The 17,853-nt window shown below is 35.8% G+C and carries 16 protein-coding genes; 11 read left to right on the forward strand and 5 right to left on the reverse strand.

The genetic code is table 11. The features are described 5' to 3' along the window. Positions 1 to 3: 3 nt before the first annotated feature. Positions 4 to 792 (reverse strand): hypothetical protein, encoded by a 789-nt coding sequence (locus RCJ96_RS07515; RefSeq protein WP_074609559.1) that lies wholly within the window; start codon positions 790 to 792, stop codon positions 4 to 6. Between the two features lie 176 nt (positions 793 to 968). Between RCJ96_RS07515 and deoD the strand changes: the two genes are divergently transcribed. From deoD to RCJ96_RS07535, 4 genes are all read left to right on the forward strand, one after another. Beyond that, complete coding sequence (gene deoD, locus RCJ96_RS07520) at positions 969 to 1,676, forward strand: purine-nucleoside phosphorylase (RefSeq protein ID WP_000110707.1); 708 nt, start codon at positions 969 to 971, stop codon at positions 1,674 to 1,676. Positions 1,677 to 1,832: 156 nt separating this feature from the next. Then, complete coding sequence (locus RCJ96_RS07525; RefSeq protein WP_074609560.1) at positions 1,833 to 3,644, forward strand: sensor histidine kinase; 1,812 nt, start codon at positions 1,833 to 1,835, stop codon at positions 3,642 to 3,644. Between the two features lie 106 nt (positions 3,645 to 3,750). After that, positions 3,751 to 4,281, forward strand: coding sequence for a tyrosine-type recombinase/integrase (locus RCJ96_RS07530; protein WP_000806236.1), 531 nt, complete (start codon positions 3,751 to 3,753; stop codon positions 4,279 to 4,281). Positions 4,282 to 4,400: 119 nt separating this feature from the next. Next, the gene (locus tag RCJ96_RS07535; RefSeq protein ID WP_001094859.1) at positions 4,401 to 4,595 is read left to right on the forward strand and encodes a DUF3924 family protein; all 195 of its coding nucleotides are present in this window, start codon (positions 4,401 to 4,403) and stop codon (positions 4,593 to 4,595) included. Positions 4,596 to 5,041: 446 nt separating this feature from the next. Here the strand turns inward: RCJ96_RS07535 and RCJ96_RS07540 are convergent, their stop codons facing one another. Further along, a complete protein-coding gene (locus tag RCJ96_RS07540; RefSeq protein ID WP_000897342.1) occupies positions 5,042 to 5,887 on the reverse strand; it encodes a DUF72 domain-containing protein in 846 nt (281 codons plus the stop codon). Between the two features lie 160 nt (positions 5,888 to 6,047). Between RCJ96_RS07540 and RCJ96_RS07545 the strand changes: the two genes are divergently transcribed. From RCJ96_RS07545 to RCJ96_RS07555, 3 genes are all read left to right on the forward strand, one after another. Further along, positions 6,048 to 7,319: an ATP-binding protein gene (locus RCJ96_RS07545; protein WP_416504194.1), complete on the forward strand. Its 1,272-nt coding sequence runs from the start codon at positions 6,048 to 6,050 to the stop codon at positions 7,317 to 7,319. 243 nt (positions 7,320 to 7,562) lie between these two features. Further along, positions 7,563 to 9,764, forward strand: a complete 2,202-nt coding sequence (locus RCJ96_RS07550; RefSeq protein WP_446699752.1) for a Gly-Xaa-Xaa repeat protein — start codon at positions 7,563 to 7,565, stop codon at positions 9,762 to 9,764. A 195-nt stretch (positions 9,765 to 9,959) separates the two neighbouring features. Then, the gene (locus RCJ96_RS07555; protein WP_001265566.1) at positions 9,960 to 10,388 is read left to right on the forward strand and encodes a hypothetical protein; all 429 of its coding nucleotides are present in this window, start codon (positions 9,960 to 9,962) and stop codon (positions 10,386 to 10,388) included. Positions 10,389 to 10,483: 95 nt separating this feature from the next. On the opposite strand, the gene RCJ96_RS07560 is transcribed toward RCJ96_RS07555, so the two are convergent. After that, positions 10,484 to 12,526 carry a transglycosylase domain-containing protein gene (locus RCJ96_RS07560; protein WP_000769281.1) on the reverse strand — a complete coding sequence of 681 codons (2,043 nt, stop codon included), beginning with the start codon at positions 12,524 to 12,526 and terminating at the stop codon, positions 10,484 to 10,486. Positions 12,527 to 12,838: 312 nt separating this feature from the next. Here RCJ96_RS07560 and RCJ96_RS07565 point away from each other — a divergent pair, with 312 nt between their 5' ends. The 3 genes from RCJ96_RS07565 (at position 12,839) to RCJ96_RS07575 (ending at position 15,387) form a co-directional block, all read left to right on the forward strand. After that, positions 12,839 to 13,459, forward strand: coding sequence for a DUF47 domain-containing protein (locus tag RCJ96_RS07565; protein WP_000231448.1), 621 nt, complete (start codon positions 12,839 to 12,841; stop codon positions 13,457 to 13,459). A gap of 11 nt (positions 13,460 to 13,470) precedes the next feature. Next, positions 13,471 to 14,469, forward strand: a complete 999-nt coding sequence (locus RCJ96_RS07570; protein ID WP_000380271.1) for an inorganic phosphate transporter — start codon at positions 13,471 to 13,473, stop codon at positions 14,467 to 14,469. Positions 14,470 to 14,586: 117 nt separating this feature from the next. Further along, on the forward strand, positions 14,587 to 15,387 hold the full coding sequence (locus RCJ96_RS07575; protein WP_000455758.1) for a sulfite exporter TauE/SafE family protein: 801 nt from the start codon (positions 14,587 to 14,589) through the stop codon (positions 15,385 to 15,387). A gap of 294 nt (positions 15,388 to 15,681) precedes the next feature. On the opposite strand, the gene RCJ96_RS07580 is transcribed toward RCJ96_RS07575, so the two are convergent. Beyond that, positions 15,682 to 15,909, reverse strand: a complete 228-nt coding sequence (locus tag RCJ96_RS07580) for a hypothetical protein (RefSeq protein WP_000882907.1) — start codon at positions 15,907 to 15,909, stop codon at positions 15,682 to 15,684. 169 nt (positions 15,910 to 16,078) lie between these two features. Between RCJ96_RS07580 and RCJ96_RS07585 the strand changes: the two genes are divergently transcribed. Further along, complete coding sequence (locus RCJ96_RS07585) at positions 16,079 to 16,591, forward strand: Crp/Fnr family transcriptional regulator (protein ID WP_000600590.1); 513 nt, start codon at positions 16,079 to 16,081, stop codon at positions 16,589 to 16,591. Between the two features lie 31 nt (positions 16,592 to 16,622). Here RCJ96_RS07585 and hmpA read toward each other — a convergent pair whose 3' ends face one another. Next, positions 16,623 to 17,831 (reverse strand): NO-inducible flavohemoprotein, encoded by a 1,209-nt coding sequence (gene hmpA / locus RCJ96_RS07590; RefSeq protein ID WP_074609415.1) that lies wholly within the window; start codon positions 17,829 to 17,831, stop codon positions 16,623 to 16,625. Positions 17,832 to 17,853 lie beyond the last annotated feature (22 nt).

Genomic DNA, 17,853 nt, shown 5'->3' on the forward strand with positions numbered 1-17,853 from the left:
TAGTTAGCTGTTTTTTCTTTTTTGAACTTGTACAATAAATTCTTTTTCATATTTCTTACCATTTATATAGAAATCTCCCCATATTTTGTACGTTCCTTCAGCAGGAAATGTAATGCGATATTGTAATTGCTCATCTGTATCAACAGGAATTGCATATAAAAAGTTTTCTCTCGTTTCGTCCACGATATAGAGCGCCTCCACTTCTCCTCTCTCTGCATGTAATTTCAATTTCTCACCCTTTTTCGCTTGAAATTGAAATGTTAACGTCACTGGTTCATTCGGATGCAGTGCACCAAATAAAAGAGAAACTTCATACTCCCCTATTTTTTTTGTAAGTACACTATCGATTGGAAACTTTACTTTTTTCTTATTTTTCTCCTCTATTTCCTTCCCAAAATCTTTCTTCGCAAATGATTGCACAGACTTATTTTTGTCTTCATATAAAAATATTGTATAGCCTTCATCTTTCGCTATTTTAGAAGATACCTTATATGATCCATTTCCTACGAATGCAGGTTTCATTTGTTGTACATGTTTTAATTGTCCGTCTACAATAACTGCCCGAATTTGATCATTCACACCACGTACTTCGCTATTTTTATTATTTAATAATTGAAACACAATATCTGCTTTCTCATTTCCTTTTCCATTTGACACATCCCATTTTACTTCCTGAACATCACCTACAGTCTCTGTAGTTTCCTGATACTTTTTTATGTAAAATCCGCCTACTACAACAAATAACAAAGCAACAAGTCCAATGACAAGATTTTTCAAAACATCACCTACCATTTTTATAGTCTCTATTCATACAAAACTTCTTTCATATATATTCTAGATTATGATTTATGAAATCCTTCTGTTTTGCACATATTACAAAGGATAAAAAAGATTTTAATTGAAAGGATTCATAGTGTATAATGCAAATGATATTGATTTCTATCAATACATTATAAGGAGGACTTTTCATGAGTGTACATATTGAAGCAAAACAAGGCGAAATCGCTGAATCTATTCTATTACCTGGTGATCCATTGCGTGCAAAATATATTGCTGAAACATTTCTAGAGGACGTTACTTGCTATAATAACGTTCGTGGAATGTTAGGATTCACTGGAACTTATAAAGGAAAACGTGTATCTGTGCAAGGTACAGGTATGGGTGTTCCTTCTATTTCTATTTATGTAAACGAATTAATCCAAAGCTACGGAGTTAAAAATTTAATTCGCGTTGGAACTTGCGGTGCTATTCAAAAAGACGTAAAAGTACGTGACGTTATTATTGCAATGACAGCTTGTACGGATTCTAATATGAACCGTTTAACATTCCCAGGATTTGATTTTGCACCAGCTGCAAACTTCGACCTTCTAAAGAAAGCTTACGATGCTGGAACTGAAAAAGGCCTACACGTTCGTGTTGGTAACGTTTTAACAGCAGATGTATTTTACCGTGAGAGCATGGACATGGTGAAAAAGCTTGGAGATTACGGTGTACTAGCAGTAGAAATGGAAACAACTGCGCTTTACACATTAGCAGCGAAATACGGTGTAAATGCATTATCTGTCTTAACAGTAAGTGATCACATCTTCACTGGTGAAGAAACAACATCTGAAGAGCGTCAAACTACATTTAACGAAATGATTGAAATCGCTTTAGATGCAGCAATTCAACAATAATACATTAAAGAACTCGTCATACGTCTGTCGAGTTCTTTTTATGTGACTTTTTATTAAAAACTACTTTCAGAAGAGACAGATTTTCTCCTCTACTTTTTTGTAACGTTTGTTATAATTAAGAAATCATTTACAGTATTTCTCACAAGAGGTGACGCAGTGAAAAACAGAAGTATCGTCTTTAAACTATTCTTATTAACATCGACATTATTTACAATCATATTCCTCCTTTTTTTCTTAGGACAATCTCTATTTTTAGAGAAATTTTATATTAATAAAAAAGTAAAAACCGTCCAAACAGCTTTTGAAAAATTCGTAGCTAATTATGAAAAAAGTGATAAAGATCCTGAGGAAATTAGAAAACTAAAACAAGAATTTCATGATAAAACAAATGCTGATATGCAATTTTTAAATTCTGAGGGCATTATTAAAAGTGATAACAATTACTACATTGATGTCATTAATCCTAAAAATAATGAAACATATTTCATTCCACTCAATAATCTTTTAACGCCCGAAGAATATAAGAAATTTGAAAACTTAGGATTGAAAAAAGATGGCATGATAAACGTCGTCGGTTTGCTACGAGGGAAAACAATAACCCCACTAGAATTGACAACAAATTATAATCGATGGCAAAACGAACGTTTCAATTCAGATTTTCAATCCATTAATGGCAATTCTACTAAAAATAGACTTACAAGCCGATCCAAAACTGTGACTCAAATTGAGTTTACTGGTATTGTATCTAAATTACAGCTTCCGTCAAAAGCCGAGGTTCGCCTTGCAAATGATTTTGAAACATTACAAGCCGTTCAATATTTTGCAGACATTATTAGAAATGGCACTGCTAACCCGCACCAATTGAACACTTATATAATAGATGGTGGAGAGAATATAAAAAATAGCATCTTTGTAAAACCTATTGTGGAAAATGAAAAAATTACAGAATACGCTTTTGCGATAGCATCTTTACAACCTGTTAATGAAGCGATGCTCGTTTTAAAGGATTATTATGTCTATGCCTTAATCATCGTATTTCTCGTAATTATTTTATTATCCTTCTACTACTCAAAAATCATTGTGAAGCCATTAATTAAAATGAATCGCGTTACAAAGAAAATGGCCAATTTTGATTTTAGCGAGAAGTTACCTGTAACAGCAGACGATGAGATTGGCGGGCTTTCCGGTAGTATTAATACGTTATCTGTAAACTTAAAAGACCGAATCGATCGATTAAATGTTGCCAATACAAAATTACAACAAGATATTGAACGTGAACGTCAATTAGAGAAAACGCGAAAAGAATTCATTTCTGGTGTATCGCACGAATTAAAAACACCACTTAGTGTAATTAGAAGTTTCGCAGAAGGAATTAAAGATGGCGTTAGTAAAGATACGACGTATTACACAGATGTTATTTTAGAAGAAACCGAAAACATGAACAGACTTATTGTTGAAATGTTAGAATTAGCAAAATTAGAGTCAGGTACGTACAAACTAGATATGACGACATTCTCGATCGGTGAATTAATTCAACAAGTCTATACAAAGTTATTATTTAGCATGGAAGAAAAGCATTTACAAGTGAACATAGATGGAGACTCTTCTATATTTGTTCAAGCGAACCGTAGTCGTATTGAGCAAGTCGTTGTGAACTTACTTAGCAATGCAATTCGCTATACGCCAGATGGAGAAAAAATACAAGTCTCCGTTATAGAAATGGAAGATACAGTAAAAGTTGAAATAGAAAACACAGGAAACCCTATTCCAGAAGACAGTCTTGAAAAAATTTGGGATCGTTTCTACCGTTTAGATGCATCGCGTAGCCGTCATACTGGTGGTACTGGTCTTGGATTATCTATTGTTAAAAATATTTTAGACCTACACCATGCCGAGTACGGTGTATATAATACGACTAATAGTGTTGTATTCTACTTTAATTTACAAAAAGTAAAAGAAGTCAAATAATTTGTCTTAATTTCACTAGGAGTTCACATGAAATTCACACTCTCCCTTTATAGTAAGAACAAGTTAATCCTTTCCTTTACACATATAAAAGAGGAGAGTGCGTGAAATGAAACAAGCAGGACAACCTATTCAAAACGAAAAACAATTAGAAACTATCAAAAATATACTTTTACAATCTTCGAAACGTGATGGCTTATTATTCGTATTAGCTGTAAATTCTGGCTTAAAAGTAAGTGAAATCTTACAATTAAAAGTTAGTGATGTAATCGATGAAAACGAAAATGTTCGCCATTCCATTTTATTTTACAATGAAAAAGTAAAGAAACATAAATGGTTTGCTGTAAATGAAGACTTACAGCACGCGATCGAAGACTACATGAAAGAACGTAAAACTTGGAAACGTAATGAACCATTGTTAAAGTCTCAAAAAGGAACAAAATCTATTACGAGACAACATGCGTGGTACATTTTAAACAAAGCTGCAAAAGAAGTTGGATTAGAAGGGATTAGCTCACATACACTTCGAAAAACTTGGGGATATTGCGCATACAAATCAGGTGTTGATATCGCATTTTTACAACACTTCTTTGATCATAGTACTCCATCAAAAACTTTAAAGTATATCGGTATTGCTTAATAACTCTTATACATAAAAAAGGTTACCATTTATAAATGGTAACCTTTTTTATGTTTCACATTCTCTTTTCTTGTCTCTCCTATATTGTAGTGGTACTCTAATAGTAAGGGGGAGAAATTATGAACACTTTAACAATTGAATTACCGAAAGAAACGGCTGAAAAACTTGATTTATTGAAACAAGCTTATGAAAAGAAAACAGGTGCTTCTATTTCTGAGAGTACTCTTGTTCAAACACTTATCTCAAAAGAATTTATCCAAGCGATAACTCCTTTTGATTTACAACAATTCATCACTAGCAAAGAACAGCATTAATTGCTGTTCTTTTTTTATACTTTATCCCGCATTAACGGGCAGTAAGACCCCCACCTCAAAATTCAGCGGAAGCAAAGAAGTTAGATGGAGGTCGGGCTGCCCGTAAAAGCCCGATTGGTGAGGGCTGATAATCAGTGGGGGGATGAACAACCCCCCCCTGATTAAAGTTTCACTTTATCAGGGGTTTGCAGGAAATCTACCTCGAAACAATTCTTTACTTTAGCCAAACTCCTATTAGGGATCTCCCTATCGTTACTATCCCATAAAAAATTTTTTATTTATTTTCAGGAAAACCATTGACAATGATAATGATAACCATTATCATTTATTACGAAGCCAACAATTGATGAATCAACCAAACGCTCAGTAACATTGTTACCCCTCTTTTTCATATAGAAAGGCACTGTACATTCCCCCTGTTTGTACAGTGCCTTTCTTGTTTATTATCACTCAAACAAATTTAATTGCTCAGGCTTTGGCTCACCATATGTAATGTTCATCATTTTCATAAGCTGTTTCGCATTATCAGCTGCATCTCCGCCTGAATTATTGTTAAATAATACGTATATGTCCTTTGTCTTCTTTTTTAATTGTTCTAGTCTTTCTACCCATTCTTCTAATTCTTTATTGTTGTAGCGATATAAGCAACGAACCGCTCTCCAATTTTCCCCTTTATCAAGCCAGCCATGAACATTTCGGCCATGAAAACGTATTAACACCATCTCTGCATTCGTTACTTCTAATACGAGTGGTACTGAACCCATCCCTGCCTGTGGCTCATCACAAATTGTATGAATCCATTTTTCTTGCTCTAGAAACTGTAATGTCTTATCTCTCATTTCTGGATAAAACCATGTTTGATTTCGAAATTCTATTGCACACGGCAAACCTTCCATTTTTTCTTTCGTATATCGAAGAAAATCTACATTTTTCTTTTTACAATCAAACCATGGTGGATATTGAAATAAAATCGTTTTTAATTTACCAGCTTCAATTAAAGGAAGAATAGATTGTTTATATACATCAAACATCTCATCGAACGTAGAAAAAGGAACTTCACCTTTCATATGTCCTGTCATTCCTTGATATGCTTTGACGATAAAAGAAAAATCTTTCGGTGTTTCCATTGCCCATTTTGTATAGTTTCGTGCAGGTTGCATCGCATAAAATGAACTATCCACTTCTACTATAGGGAAATACTCACTATATGTTCGTAATTTATTTCTATTTTCATAGGGGTCTATATATAAAGAATCATGATCTCCCCACCCTGTTACTCCAATGAAAAGCAAATATATTCCTCCCTTTTTAACTTCACCTACTATCCATTCTACTCACTTCCTGAACACTTCGACCAATCAATTTCATTAAGTAGTCCCTTCTTTAAGAGTATCCGTATAAAAATATGATATACTAGATGGAAGAATTTTTAAATTGAGGGGTTATTTATTTATGCTTCCAAAAGATGATATTGTGTCTCATGAAAAACGAATAGAAGAATTAGAAAATAAAGTACGTTTTTATGAAGAACTTGTGAATCAATTACCACATCATTTCACATATAAAAATCCACAGATTGGTTTACAAATAAAGAAAACGAGATCAACTCATTCTATTCAAAACATACAAAAAGAGAATAAAGAGGCTGATTTTCAGCTTACTTGCGATTCATTATTTTTATTTAAACAACTTGAAACATACTTTGTTCATATTTTTGATGCTTTTTCACATCATGTAACCTTTGTTGATAATAAAGGAAATATAACTTTATGTAATCAGGCTGCGGCAGATGATTTTGGTGTAGTACGAAATGATATAATCGGAAAGCCAATTCAACAATTACTAAAATTACCTGAAGAAAAAATTAAAGCTCTTGAAACATTAAAAACAGGCACAGAAATATATAATGAAGAAGTTTTAGACAAAAACTATGGTATTTTAAATAACCGAATTATTCGTGATTATAACGGAGAAATTTTTAGAGTTATTAGTGTCTTTCATTATTTAAACACAGAACGTGATGCAGAAAAATTTTCGTTAGCAGGGCGAATCGCAGCTGGTATTGCACATGAAGTCCGTAATCCTCTTACAACCGTACGAGGTTATTTACAATTTTTACAAGAAACTGTTTCTCCATCTAATAAAGAACTATTTAAAAACTTACTTATTCCTGAATTAGATCGCGCAAATAGTATCATTACAAAATTTTTATCTATTTCAAAAACACGTGAATTTACAAGAGAACCCTTTCCAATTAATACATTTTTACGTGAGTATATTCAACAGTTACTAGCTAGCGAAGTCTTTTTACATAACATTTCAATTAATTATAATTTTTCTACCGAATTAGATGATATTTTAGTTCATATTGATCGTCATGAACTTGTGCAAGTTTTTTTAAACTTATTCCAGAACGCTGTCGATGCTCAAGGGGAAAAAAAACTTTCTATCCAAATTACTAGTTACCGCCTAGATAATTTTGTTCGTATTACTTTCACTGATAATGGGACTGGTATTCCATCAGCGATTCAAGAATATATCTTTGATCCATTCTTCTCAACAAAAGATTCCGGTACAGGACTCGGCTTGGCAGTAACGAAAAAAATTATTCAAAATCATAACGGTACATTAAAAATGACTAGTAATGAAGATGGTACTACTTTTACTATTTCAATTCCAATCTTACCTAAAACAGCCCTTGAAAGATTAAATCAAGACAAATAAAATCCAATCCACGAACTGCATGTCAATTGTTAAATCCCTTAACAATCGACATGCAGTTTTTTATGTTGAACTTTTCTTCTTTACATTATATGAAACCTTCTCTATATCTTACTTATTTGTTTGCCAAGCGGGCCAATTTCTTATTTTTTTAGAAATGGTAGTTTGTCCATCACGGATTTAGTATAAATTTCATTTTAATATATAGTAATGACTATTGATTCTATGAAAGAAAGGAATGAAAAGATGAACAATAAAAATAAAGGAAAAGTATTTTATGGTAATGACTGTTGCGAAGTCAGAGCTTGTAGTCATATTAACATCTCTAAGTCCGAACTTACAGAATTTGTTAGACTTCTTCAAGCTCTTGGCCAAGCTATTCAAGCTGTTTTTCAAAACCCTTCTCAAAATAATATCGATAACTTAATCGCTGCCCTAAATAACTTACAAAAATTTCTCAATTGCTTAGATTTATCTCCAGCACAAAAACAAATTGGAAATTCTATCATTGCTAATCTATTAACTATTTTAAGAACAACACCTTTCTCATGCGGAGCGTTGTACGTTGAACTACAAAGCCTGCTTAATTATTTATTATATATCGCTAAGTTATTCAAAGTAGATTGTTGTACGACCGACAAACTAGTTAAACTCATAACAGAGATCCAAGCTATCCTAGTTCAATACGGATCAGGTTGTCTTGGAGGTGGAGGCGCTACTGGTGCTACTGGTGCTACCGGTGCTACCGGCGCTACCGGCGCTACTGGACCTCAAGGACCTCAAGGCGCTCAAGGACCGGCAGGTGTTCAAGGCGCTACTGGACCTCAAGGGCCTCAAGGTATTCAAGGGCCAGCAGGGGCTACGGGGGCTACTGGGCCTCAAGGTGTTCAAGGACCAGCAGGGGCTACCGGCGCTACTGGTGCTCAAGGACCTCAAGGCGTTCAAGGACCTGCAGGCGCTACCGGCGCTACTGGTGCTCAAGGACCTCAAGGCATTCAAGGACCAGCAGGCGCTACTGGTGCTACTGGTGCTACTGGTGCTCAAGGACCGGCAGGCGCTACTGGTGCTACTGGACCTCAAGGACCTCAAGGCGCAACAGGCGCTACTGGTGCTCAAGGACCTCAAGGTATTCAAGGGCCAGCAGGGGCTACGGGGGCTACTGGGCCTCAAGGTGTTCAAGGACCAGCAGGGGCTACCGGCGCTACGGGGGCTCAAGGACCTCAAGGCGTTCAAGGACCAGCAGGCGCTACCGGCGCTACTGGTGCTACTGGACCTCAAGGACCTCAAGGCGCAACAGGCGCTACTGGTGCTCAAGGACCTCAAGGTGTTCAAGGGCCAGCAGGCGCTACCGGCGCTACTGGTGCTCAAGGACCTCAAGGTGTTCAAGGACCTGCAGGCGCTACTGGTGCTCAAGGACCTCAAGGTGTTCAAGGACCTGCAGGCGCTACTGGTGCTCAAGGACCTCAAGGTGTTCAGGGGCCAGCAGGGGCTACTGGACCTCAAGGCGTTCAAGGACCTGCAGGCGCTACTGGCGCTACGGGGGCTCAAGGACCTCAAGGTGTTCAAGGGCCAGCAGGCGCTACTGGCGCTACGGGGGCTACTGGACCTCAAGGCGTTCAAGGACCTGCAGGCGCTACTGGTGCTCAAGGGCCTCAAGGTGTTCAAGGACCTGCGGGGGCTACTGGCGCTACTGGTGCTCAAGGACCTCAAGGTGTTCAAGGACCTGCAGGGGCTACCGGCGCTACGGGGGCTCAAGGACCTCAAGGTGTTCAAGGACCTGCGGGGGCTACTGGCGCTACGGGGGCTCAAGGACCTCAAGGTGTTCAAGGGCCAGCAGGCGCTACGGGTGCTCAAGGACCTCAAGGTATTCAAGGGCCAGCAGGCGCTACTGGCGCTACGGGGGCTCAAGGACCTCAAGGTGTTCAAGGACCAGCAGGGGCTACTGGCGCTACGGGGGCTCAAGGACCTCAAGGTGTTCAAGGACCAGCAGGCGCAACAGGTGCTACTGGTGCTCAAGGTGCTACTGGTGCAACCGGACCAGCGGGTACACCAATTCCTGTAACGATCGCGGCAATCGGAAACTCAAATCCACAAACTATATCACCTGGAACAAACCTTCAATTCAATCAAGTGTTTGAATTAACTAATATCTCTTTCAATGATACTTCAGATACTTTAACGATTTTAGAAACAGGCGTATATGATATTAGTTTCTCAGCGTCTACAACTTTCCCAGGGTCTTCACCATTTGGATTCGGTATTTCATTCAATGGTCAACCACCTACTCGTAATTTCTCAACTAACGTTATCGGTAGTGCTGTTTCTTTCTCTACAATTGTTACTTTACAAGCTGGTACAACGATTGCTATACAGCCTACAGCAAACACTATTTCTATTCCAAACACAGGCGATACAACAGCAACACTATCTGTATTCCGAATTTACTAATTTTCGCTTAAGAAGTATATTTATAATAATATGTATCGTTTAACCATGCATTAAATCTCTCTTTATATAGAAAGGAGCACTTATTTGGGAGGATAAGTGCTCCTTCTTTACGTTTCTTTACCTCAAATTTACTCTATCTTAATCCTTATTTTGTATGATAAATAGTGAAGTCAAAGATATGAAAGAGGGATGAAAATGAGAGTTATGTCACTAATACGCATTTGGTTTGCACTTATGGTATGCATTATTTTATGTGTAGGATTTTTTTTAACTCTAAAATATTCCACTATATCAAAAGCAGAGAGAAAAACTGCTCCATACAAACTTTTGTATACAAAACAAAGCAACATCCCTTATTCCAATTCCACAAATAATGAAAAAAGGGTTATAAAAGGAATGCTTATTACGAAAGCTTCTAGTTCCGAGGCGTTACTCCAAATTGCTGAAACGATTAAAAATCAGTATACAAATAAAAAAATCGATGAAATCACACTTTCTATCCACAATGAGAATAACGGTAATTACGAAGAAGAATTACCTTATGAACCTATAAGCAAAGGTAGAATAAGTGTCACATACGATTCCGAATCCTATGGCAGTACGAACATTATACTTAACGAATAATAGCTAATAAGGATAGATGAAAATCTCTACCATTTAAAGTTTCATTTTGTTTTTCATACAAAAAAGAGGCGAATTTCGTTATTCGCCTCTTTCTTTTACCAAAATGAAGGAATCCATTCTTTCACTTTATCAAGCCACTCTTGTTGCTCTTGTTTTCGTTGTTGTTCCTCTTCTTTCCTTCTCTTCTCTTCTTCTTTTCTTCGTTTTTCCTCTTCTATTGTAGTCAATTGTTTTTTATAATCAGCCTCAGATATGAGCGATAACTGAAATGCTTTTTGAGCTGGATTTGCGTTCGCTTTTTTCATAATATCCCGGAACATTGTCGTCGTAATTTGACTACCACCCGGAACATAATGATCGCTATCGGTTTTATCATATCCTACCCAAATCGCACCTACTAAATCTGGTGTGTATCCAACAAACCATGAATCCTTTGCACCGGTGCTCGGGCCATTTACAATTTGAGTAGTTCCTGTCTTACCTGCCGTATCAACATTATTAACTTTTGCCTTTTCGCCCGTTCCCTTTTCGACAACACCTTTTAATAAATATGTCATTTTTTGAGAAACTTTCTCACTCGTCACTCGTGTCTCTTTCTTATACCACTTTCCAAGCGTTTCACCTTCAGCATTTTGTATCTCCCTAATTGCATGAGCTTCCACTTGGACTCCGTCATTTGCAAATGTACTGTATGCTTGAGCCATTACAAATGGAGATGTCCCCACATGCATACCGCCTAAAGCAATCGGATACGTACGATCTTCTGGCACTAATGGAATACCAAATCGCTCTAAAGATTTCAATCCTTTATCTAATCCAATTTGTTCTAATAGCCACACAGCTGAAACATTATACGACTTTGCTACGGCTTCATACATTGTCACATCACCGTGAAAAGTATGATCGCTATTTTGTGGTTTATATTCTTTAATGTTAAATGGTTCATCTTTTAATATATCGTATACTTCATATCCTTGTTCTAACGCTGGTACATATACAGCCAAAGGTTTTAACGTTGAGCCCGGTTGTCTTTTTAATTGGGTTGCATGGTTAAACTGTAAAAACTGATACGGCCCTCTGCCTCCAACTAAAGCTGGTATACCACCTGTTTTGGGATTCATAAGAACTACACCCGTTTGCATGAGTTGGTCTGAGCCACTATCTTTGAAATAACTATCATTATTCACAACGTCTTCTACGGCCTGTTGTTTTTTCGGGTCAAGCTCTGTATAAATACGATAACCACCTGCTAAAATTTCATTTTGTGTTAATTCGTACTTGTCCATCGCCTCTCTAACAATATAATCTACATATTGAGAGTATTTTCCCTTGTATTTATCATCAACGCCACGTTTTAACACAAGTCCACTCTCTTTTTCTTTATTATACTGTTCGTCCGAAATATACCCTTGCTCTTTCATTAAACTTAATACGACATTACGTCTTTCAATTGACTTGTTAAAGTTTTTATAAGGTGAATACGCAGATGGTGCTTTAATCAAGCCCGCAATCGTTGCTGCTTCTGAAATTGTTAAATCTTTTACATCTTTATCAAAATAAGATTTAGCTGCTCTTTTTATACCCCAAGCACCTTCACCAAAATAAATTTGGTTCATATACATTTCAATGATTTCATCTTTCGTATACGTACGCTCTATTTTTTTTGTTAAAAAATATTCCTTAATTTTTCGAGAGTATGTGCGGTCTTGTGTCAGAAATACATTTTTCGCAAGTTGTTGTGTAATTGTACTTCCCCCTGCTACAACTTCTCCTGCTGTAATATTTTTAAAAACTGCACTTATAATTCCACTATAGTAAATCCCGTGATGGTTAAAAAATTCCTTATCTTCTACTGCAACAATGGCCTGAACCATAATATCAGGAATATCTTTCTTTTTTACGCCTTCTGTTTTAGAAGAAGCTAATTTAGTCGCAACTTCATTATTTGCATCATAAATTAAGGTCGGCTGCGGAACAGCTTGCTTTAATTCAGATATGTCTTGAATAGAAATTATTATATTTATAGCAATAAATAGAGTAGCGAGCAAACTTCCTAATACAATTAATGAATTACGAAGCTTCTTCCTCTTGTTGAACCACTCCTGCATTTTTTTTAAGTGAGTGTTCTTCAATTTCATTCGTTCACTTCCTTCGTTTGTTTACACTCTTCTTTTCAAAAGGAAGAATATACCTCCTTTTAAATTTATTATAATAACGTAGTCTTTCCTGTAGTGTAAAGCTTTTCTTTCACATTCATACTTTTTGCAAGAAAAGGACATTCTACAAGTAAGATATTCAATATTGATTATTAATATTATTAATACAACAATAAGAGTTATGTTAAGTTTTTGTAAACTTTTCGATAAAATGTTTTAAAAAACGACAGTTTTTTGTTAGAATTGACTAGCCAATATATTTTACATATATTACTTTTGTGGGGGTAACTAATAATGGTCTTTAAATCAAAAAAAGATAAATTTTCTGAAATGTTAATGAATGTTTCCGAAAATTTAAAAGAAGGCGCGCAGTTTTTCGTGGAGTATAAAATTAAAAATGCTAGCGATTTAAAAGAGTTTTCTATGCGCATGAAAGAGTATGAGTCAAAAGGTGACTCATTTATTCACGAAATCATTATGGAGCTAAACAAAGCGTTTATTACTCCTATTGAACGTGAGGACATCCTACAGCTTGCAATGAGTATGGATGATGTATTAGACGGATTAGATCATAGTGCTGGTCTATTCGAAATGTATTCTATTACAGAAGCTGATGAATACATGATTAAATTCGTAGAAGCAATTAATCAATGTGCGATTGAAATTGCAAACTCTGTTGAATTAATGTCTAACAAAAAATTAGTCGACATTCGTACAAATGCGATTAAGATTAAAGATTATGAATCACAATGTGATGATATTCGCCGTCACGCGATTAAGCACTTATTCTCTCGTGAAAAAGATCCAATTAAGATCATTCAATACAAAGAGATTTACGAAGAGCTTGAAGAAGTAGCGGATAGCTGCCAAAGCGTTGCAAACGTATTAGAAACAATTATTATGAAGAACGCGTAAGGAGTTTGATCATGGATACACTCTTGATACTGACCGTTTTAGTAGTCATTTGCGCTTTAGCTTTTGACTTTATTAATGGATTTCACGATACAGCAAACGCTATTGCAACGGCTGTTTCAACGAAAGCTCTAAAGCCTAGACATGCAATTATTATGGCAGCTATTATGAACTTTTTAGGTGCGATGACATTTACAGGTGTAGCAAAAACGATTACGAAAGATATCGTTGATCCGTTCGCTTTACAAAATGGTTCTCTTGTAATTTTAGCTGCTTTACTTGCGGCAATAGCATGGAATTTGATTACTTGGTACTACGGTATTCCAAGTAGTTCTTCGCATGCAATCATTGGCTCCATCGCAGGTGCAGCGATAGCTGCTGCTGGTTTTAGTTCATTAAACTTTAAAGGATTCATAAAAATTATTGAAGCTTTAATCATTTCACCAATTATCGCATTTGTTATTGGTTATATCGTATACAGTATTTTTAAAGTCGTCTTTAAAAACTTTAATTTAACGAAGACAAACAAAAACTTCCGTATATTCCAGATTTTCACTGCTGCATTACAAGCTTATACACATGGTACGAATGATGCGCAAAAAGCAATGGGAATTATTACAATGGCTCTTATGGCGAATAGTTATCATACTTCTAGCGACATCCCGTTCTGGGTACAATTATCTTGTGCCATTGCAATGGGTCTTGGTACTTCTGTCGGCGGATGGAAAATTATTAAAACTGTCGGTGGACAAATTATGAAAATTCGTCCTGTAAATGGTGTAGCTGCTGATTTATCATCATCTCTTGTTATTTTCGGGGCAACATTCATTCACTTACCAGTTAGTACGACGCACGTTATCTCCTCTTCTATTTTAGGGGTTGGTGCTTCTCATCGTGTAAAAGGTGTAAAATGGGGAACTGCAAAACGTATGTTAATTACTTGGGTTATCACACTTCCTATTTCAGCTTCATTAGCTGCTTTATTTTATTCTTTATTACACTTAATCTTTTAATTAAAAGTCGTCTTCCTTATTTTTCTAGGAAGACGACTTTTTTGTGAACAAAGCTTTTTCTCATGAAAAAGCGTGTATAATAATTGGTGGATAAGTTATATAGAGGAGTTGGCAATTTTGGAATACATCATGTTACTTTTCATCGGGCTAATCGCCGGGACAGTCGGGAGTCTAGTCGGACTTGGCGGCGGAATTATTATTGTTCCGTTATTAATCGGATTACATAGCCTGTCACCACAACTTGCAGTAGGAACTTCAATGGTAACAGTCGTTTTTACGGGACTATCTTCCACCCTTACTTATATGAAGCATAAACGAGTAGATTACAAAAGTGGACTTATTTTATTTATCGGGAGTGGCCCTGGTGGTATCATCGGCTCGTGGGCGAATAAATTTTTAAACCAAGATACATTTTCTTTATATTTTGGGATTTTTCTTATTTTTGTCTCCATTCTTCTTATGTTACGAGACAAATTAAAACCCCTTTCTTTATCAAATATGACTGTAATCAAGCGCTCTTTTACAGATAACGAAGGAAACACTGTACACTATCAATTCCCACCGCTTCTCGCTATCTTTATCGCCTTTATAGTTGGTTTTATATCTGGATTATTTGGAATTGGTGGCGGTGCTTTACTTGTTCCAGCAATGATGCTACTTTTTGCATTCCCAGCACATATTGCTGTAGCAACTTCGATGTTTATCGTATTTCTATCAGCAATTGTAAGTTCTGCAACTCACATCTCCCTTGGAAATGTTAGCTGGATTTACGCATTAATTCTTATTCCTGGTGCATGGATTGGTGGAAAAATCGGGGCATATATTAATACAAAATTAAGCGGTAACGCCGTAATTAATTTATTGCGTATCACATTAATTATTCTTGGGACTAGATTAATCATTACTTCTTTTTTATAACGCGTTCTTTTTAGAATGCGTTTTTTCTTATACACATGAATATAAAAATCCTCCTAAGAGAACAAATAAAATTAGACAAACACATAATAACATGTAATTGGAAATATGTACTTTCTTCACGTTGACCACTCCTATGACTGCGACTGTTATCTTTATGATAGCGAAAAAATAATTCAGTTGCAGTTACAAAGTGCTAACAATGCAAAATCATTTATTACAAATTTTATCCTTATATTTCATTTCTTTGTATATTCTATCGGTTTAATAAAAAAAGATGTCATATTGACATCTTTTTTAATGAAGAAGTGACCATCCCATAAAATCTTCATGTACTTGGCACGCCCTCTTATCGTTTCGATCATATAATTCAGCATAACTATCTGTTTCTTCATCATAAGCCATCGTATAAATAATTTGGCCGTCTACTTCAACGGATAACACGACTCCACCTTTCATCTCTTCTACATGAATGATGGCATTCGCTGGAATTCTCATATCCGTCATTTTTATCGCATCTAACAATATACTAAACCCCCTACAGCGTATTCATTGCTAGTACTATTACACACTAAATAGTATACTACTGTAATAGCATATATTTCGTCAATGAAATTGCTGTTGTAAAGTATATTATCTTTATACATATACGCTAAAATAAAAGAAATAGAAATGTTTAAATGGGGGGCTAACATTGATTTTACACAAAGGAGATGTACTATTCCGTCAAGGTGAGGACGGTCCTTTATATTTTATAAAAACAGGTTTATTAAAAGTAGTAAGGTTAGAAGAAAATGGAACACCATTTCTATTCAATATTATCGTTCCAGGAGAAACGATACCTCACCATTCTTTAATTTCACCGAAGGAATATCACGGTACAGCAATCGCTTTAATGAAAACAGAAGTTGAACCTATAATGAGTAATGAATGGTATGATCAACTTCAAGCGGATCCTGCATCATATGCAAATATCGCTATGCAATTACAGTCAAAATTAAGAATGATGCAGCAACGTATCGACCAATTGACGACCGTCTCTCCGAAAGAACGCCTTCATCGCTTACAAGAATGGTTCACACTATATTTAGGTGACATTCCTATATATGAAATATTAACGCAAACTGAAATTGGTCAACTGATCGGTATACGCCGTGAAACAGTAAATCGACTATTACGAGAACAAATAAAAAACGAGGTAAAATAACACCTCGTTTTTTTGCTTCTTAAAGCTCAATTTATTGTAAACTTGCTGCTGGACCGAAAAATTCATAATGAATATGTTCTTGTTTCACACCTAAATCAGTTAGTACAGCATTTATATGTTTCATAAATGGTATTGGACCACAGAAATAAAACTCTGCTTCAGTTGTCGGAATAATAGTTTGTAACCATTCTCTTTCAACAAAACCTTCTTTATCAAAGTTCTTCATTTCTAAATCTTTTTCAGTTGGTGCAGAATAACAAGTATATGCTTTAACTTGTTCATATTCATTATCTACTGCCTCAACGTGTTCTTTCATTGCATGTGTATTACTATTTAGTGCTGCATGAACAAAACATACATTACGTTTTGAATCTTGTTCAATTAACGTATTTAGCATACTCATCATTGGTGTAATACCTACTCCACCACTAATTAGGACAACTGGTAATGTTGAATCCATATTTAATACGAAATCTCCCGCTGGTGCACTTACTGGTAACATATCGCCTTCTTTTACATGATCATGTAAGTAATTAGATACTTTACCGTCCGGTGTATCTACACCTTTTTCTTTCTTGACACTAATACGATAATATTCTTTTCCAGGAGCATCTGATAAGCTATATTGACGATTATGTGTATATGTTTCACCTTCGATATTGATTTGAACCGTTACATATTGTCCTGGAATGAATGAAGAAACTTTCCCTCCATCTTCAGGTTTTAAATAAAATGACGTAATAACATCGCTTTCCTTCACTTTTTTAACAACTACAAAGTTACGGAAATCTTTCCATCCACCTTCTTTATGTGCCGCTTCTTCATACATCTCTGCTTCAATGCTAATGAATGCATCAGCAATGACACCATACGCTTCTCCCCATGCCTTTAATACTTCATCAGGTGCACCTGCGACCTCTTTAATTGCACGTAATAAACATGTACCTACAATCGGATAATGCTCTGCTTTAATACCTAAACTTCTATGCTTATGACCAATTTGTTTTACAACTGGAATAATAGCTTCTAAATTATCAATGTACGTTGCAGCTGCATAAACAGCATTCGCTAACGCTTGTTGTTGTCTTCCCTTTTTCTGATTTGTATGGTTGAAAATATTCAATAACTCCGGATGTTCCGAAAATAAAATTTCATAAAATCTCGTTGTAATTTCAACGCCTTTTTCCTGTAATAATGGTACTGTTGACTTTACGATTTCAATTGTTTTTTCACTTAACATTGTATCCCACTCCTCTATTTCC

This window comes from Bacillus sp. BSL6 (assembly GCF_052928345.1).

Coding starts and splice junctions, on each gene's coding strand:
- RCJ96_RS07515 (WP_074609559.1), bottom strand. CDS start 792: ATGGTAGGTGATGTTTTGAAAAATCTTGTCATTGGACTTGTTGCTTTG.
- deoD (WP_000110707.1), top strand. CDS start 969: ATGAGTGTACATATTGAAGCAAAACAAGGCGAAATCGCTGAATCTATT.
- RCJ96_RS07530 (WP_000806236.1), top strand. CDS start 3,751: ATGAAACAAGCAGGACAACCTATTCAAAACGAAAAACAATTAGAAACT.
- RCJ96_RS07535 (WP_001094859.1), top strand. CDS start 4,401: ATGAACACTTTAACAATTGAATTACCGAAAGAAACGGCTGAAAAACTT.
- RCJ96_RS07545 (WP_416504194.1), top strand. CDS start 6,048: ATGCTTCCAAAAGATGATATTGTGTCTCATGAAAAACGAATAGAAGAA.
- RCJ96_RS07550 (WP_446699752.1), top strand. CDS start 7,563: ATGAACAATAAAAATAAAGGAAAAGTATTTTATGGTAATGACTGTTGC.
- RCJ96_RS07555 (WP_001265566.1), top strand. CDS start 9,960: ATGAGAGTTATGTCACTAATACGCATTTGGTTTGCACTTATGGTATGC.
- RCJ96_RS07560 (WP_000769281.1), bottom strand. CDS start 12,526: ATGAAATTGAAGAACACTCACTTAAAAAAAATGCAGGAGTGGTTCAAC.
- RCJ96_RS07565 (WP_000231448.1), top strand. CDS start 12,839: ATGGTCTTTAAATCAAAAAAAGATAAATTTTCTGAAATGTTAATGAAT.
- RCJ96_RS07570 (WP_000380271.1), top strand. CDS start 13,471: ATGGATACACTCTTGATACTGACCGTTTTAGTAGTCATTTGCGCTTTA.
- hmpA (WP_074609415.1), bottom strand. CDS start 17,831: ATGTTAAGTGAAAAAACAATTGAAATCGTAAAGTCAACAGTACCATTA.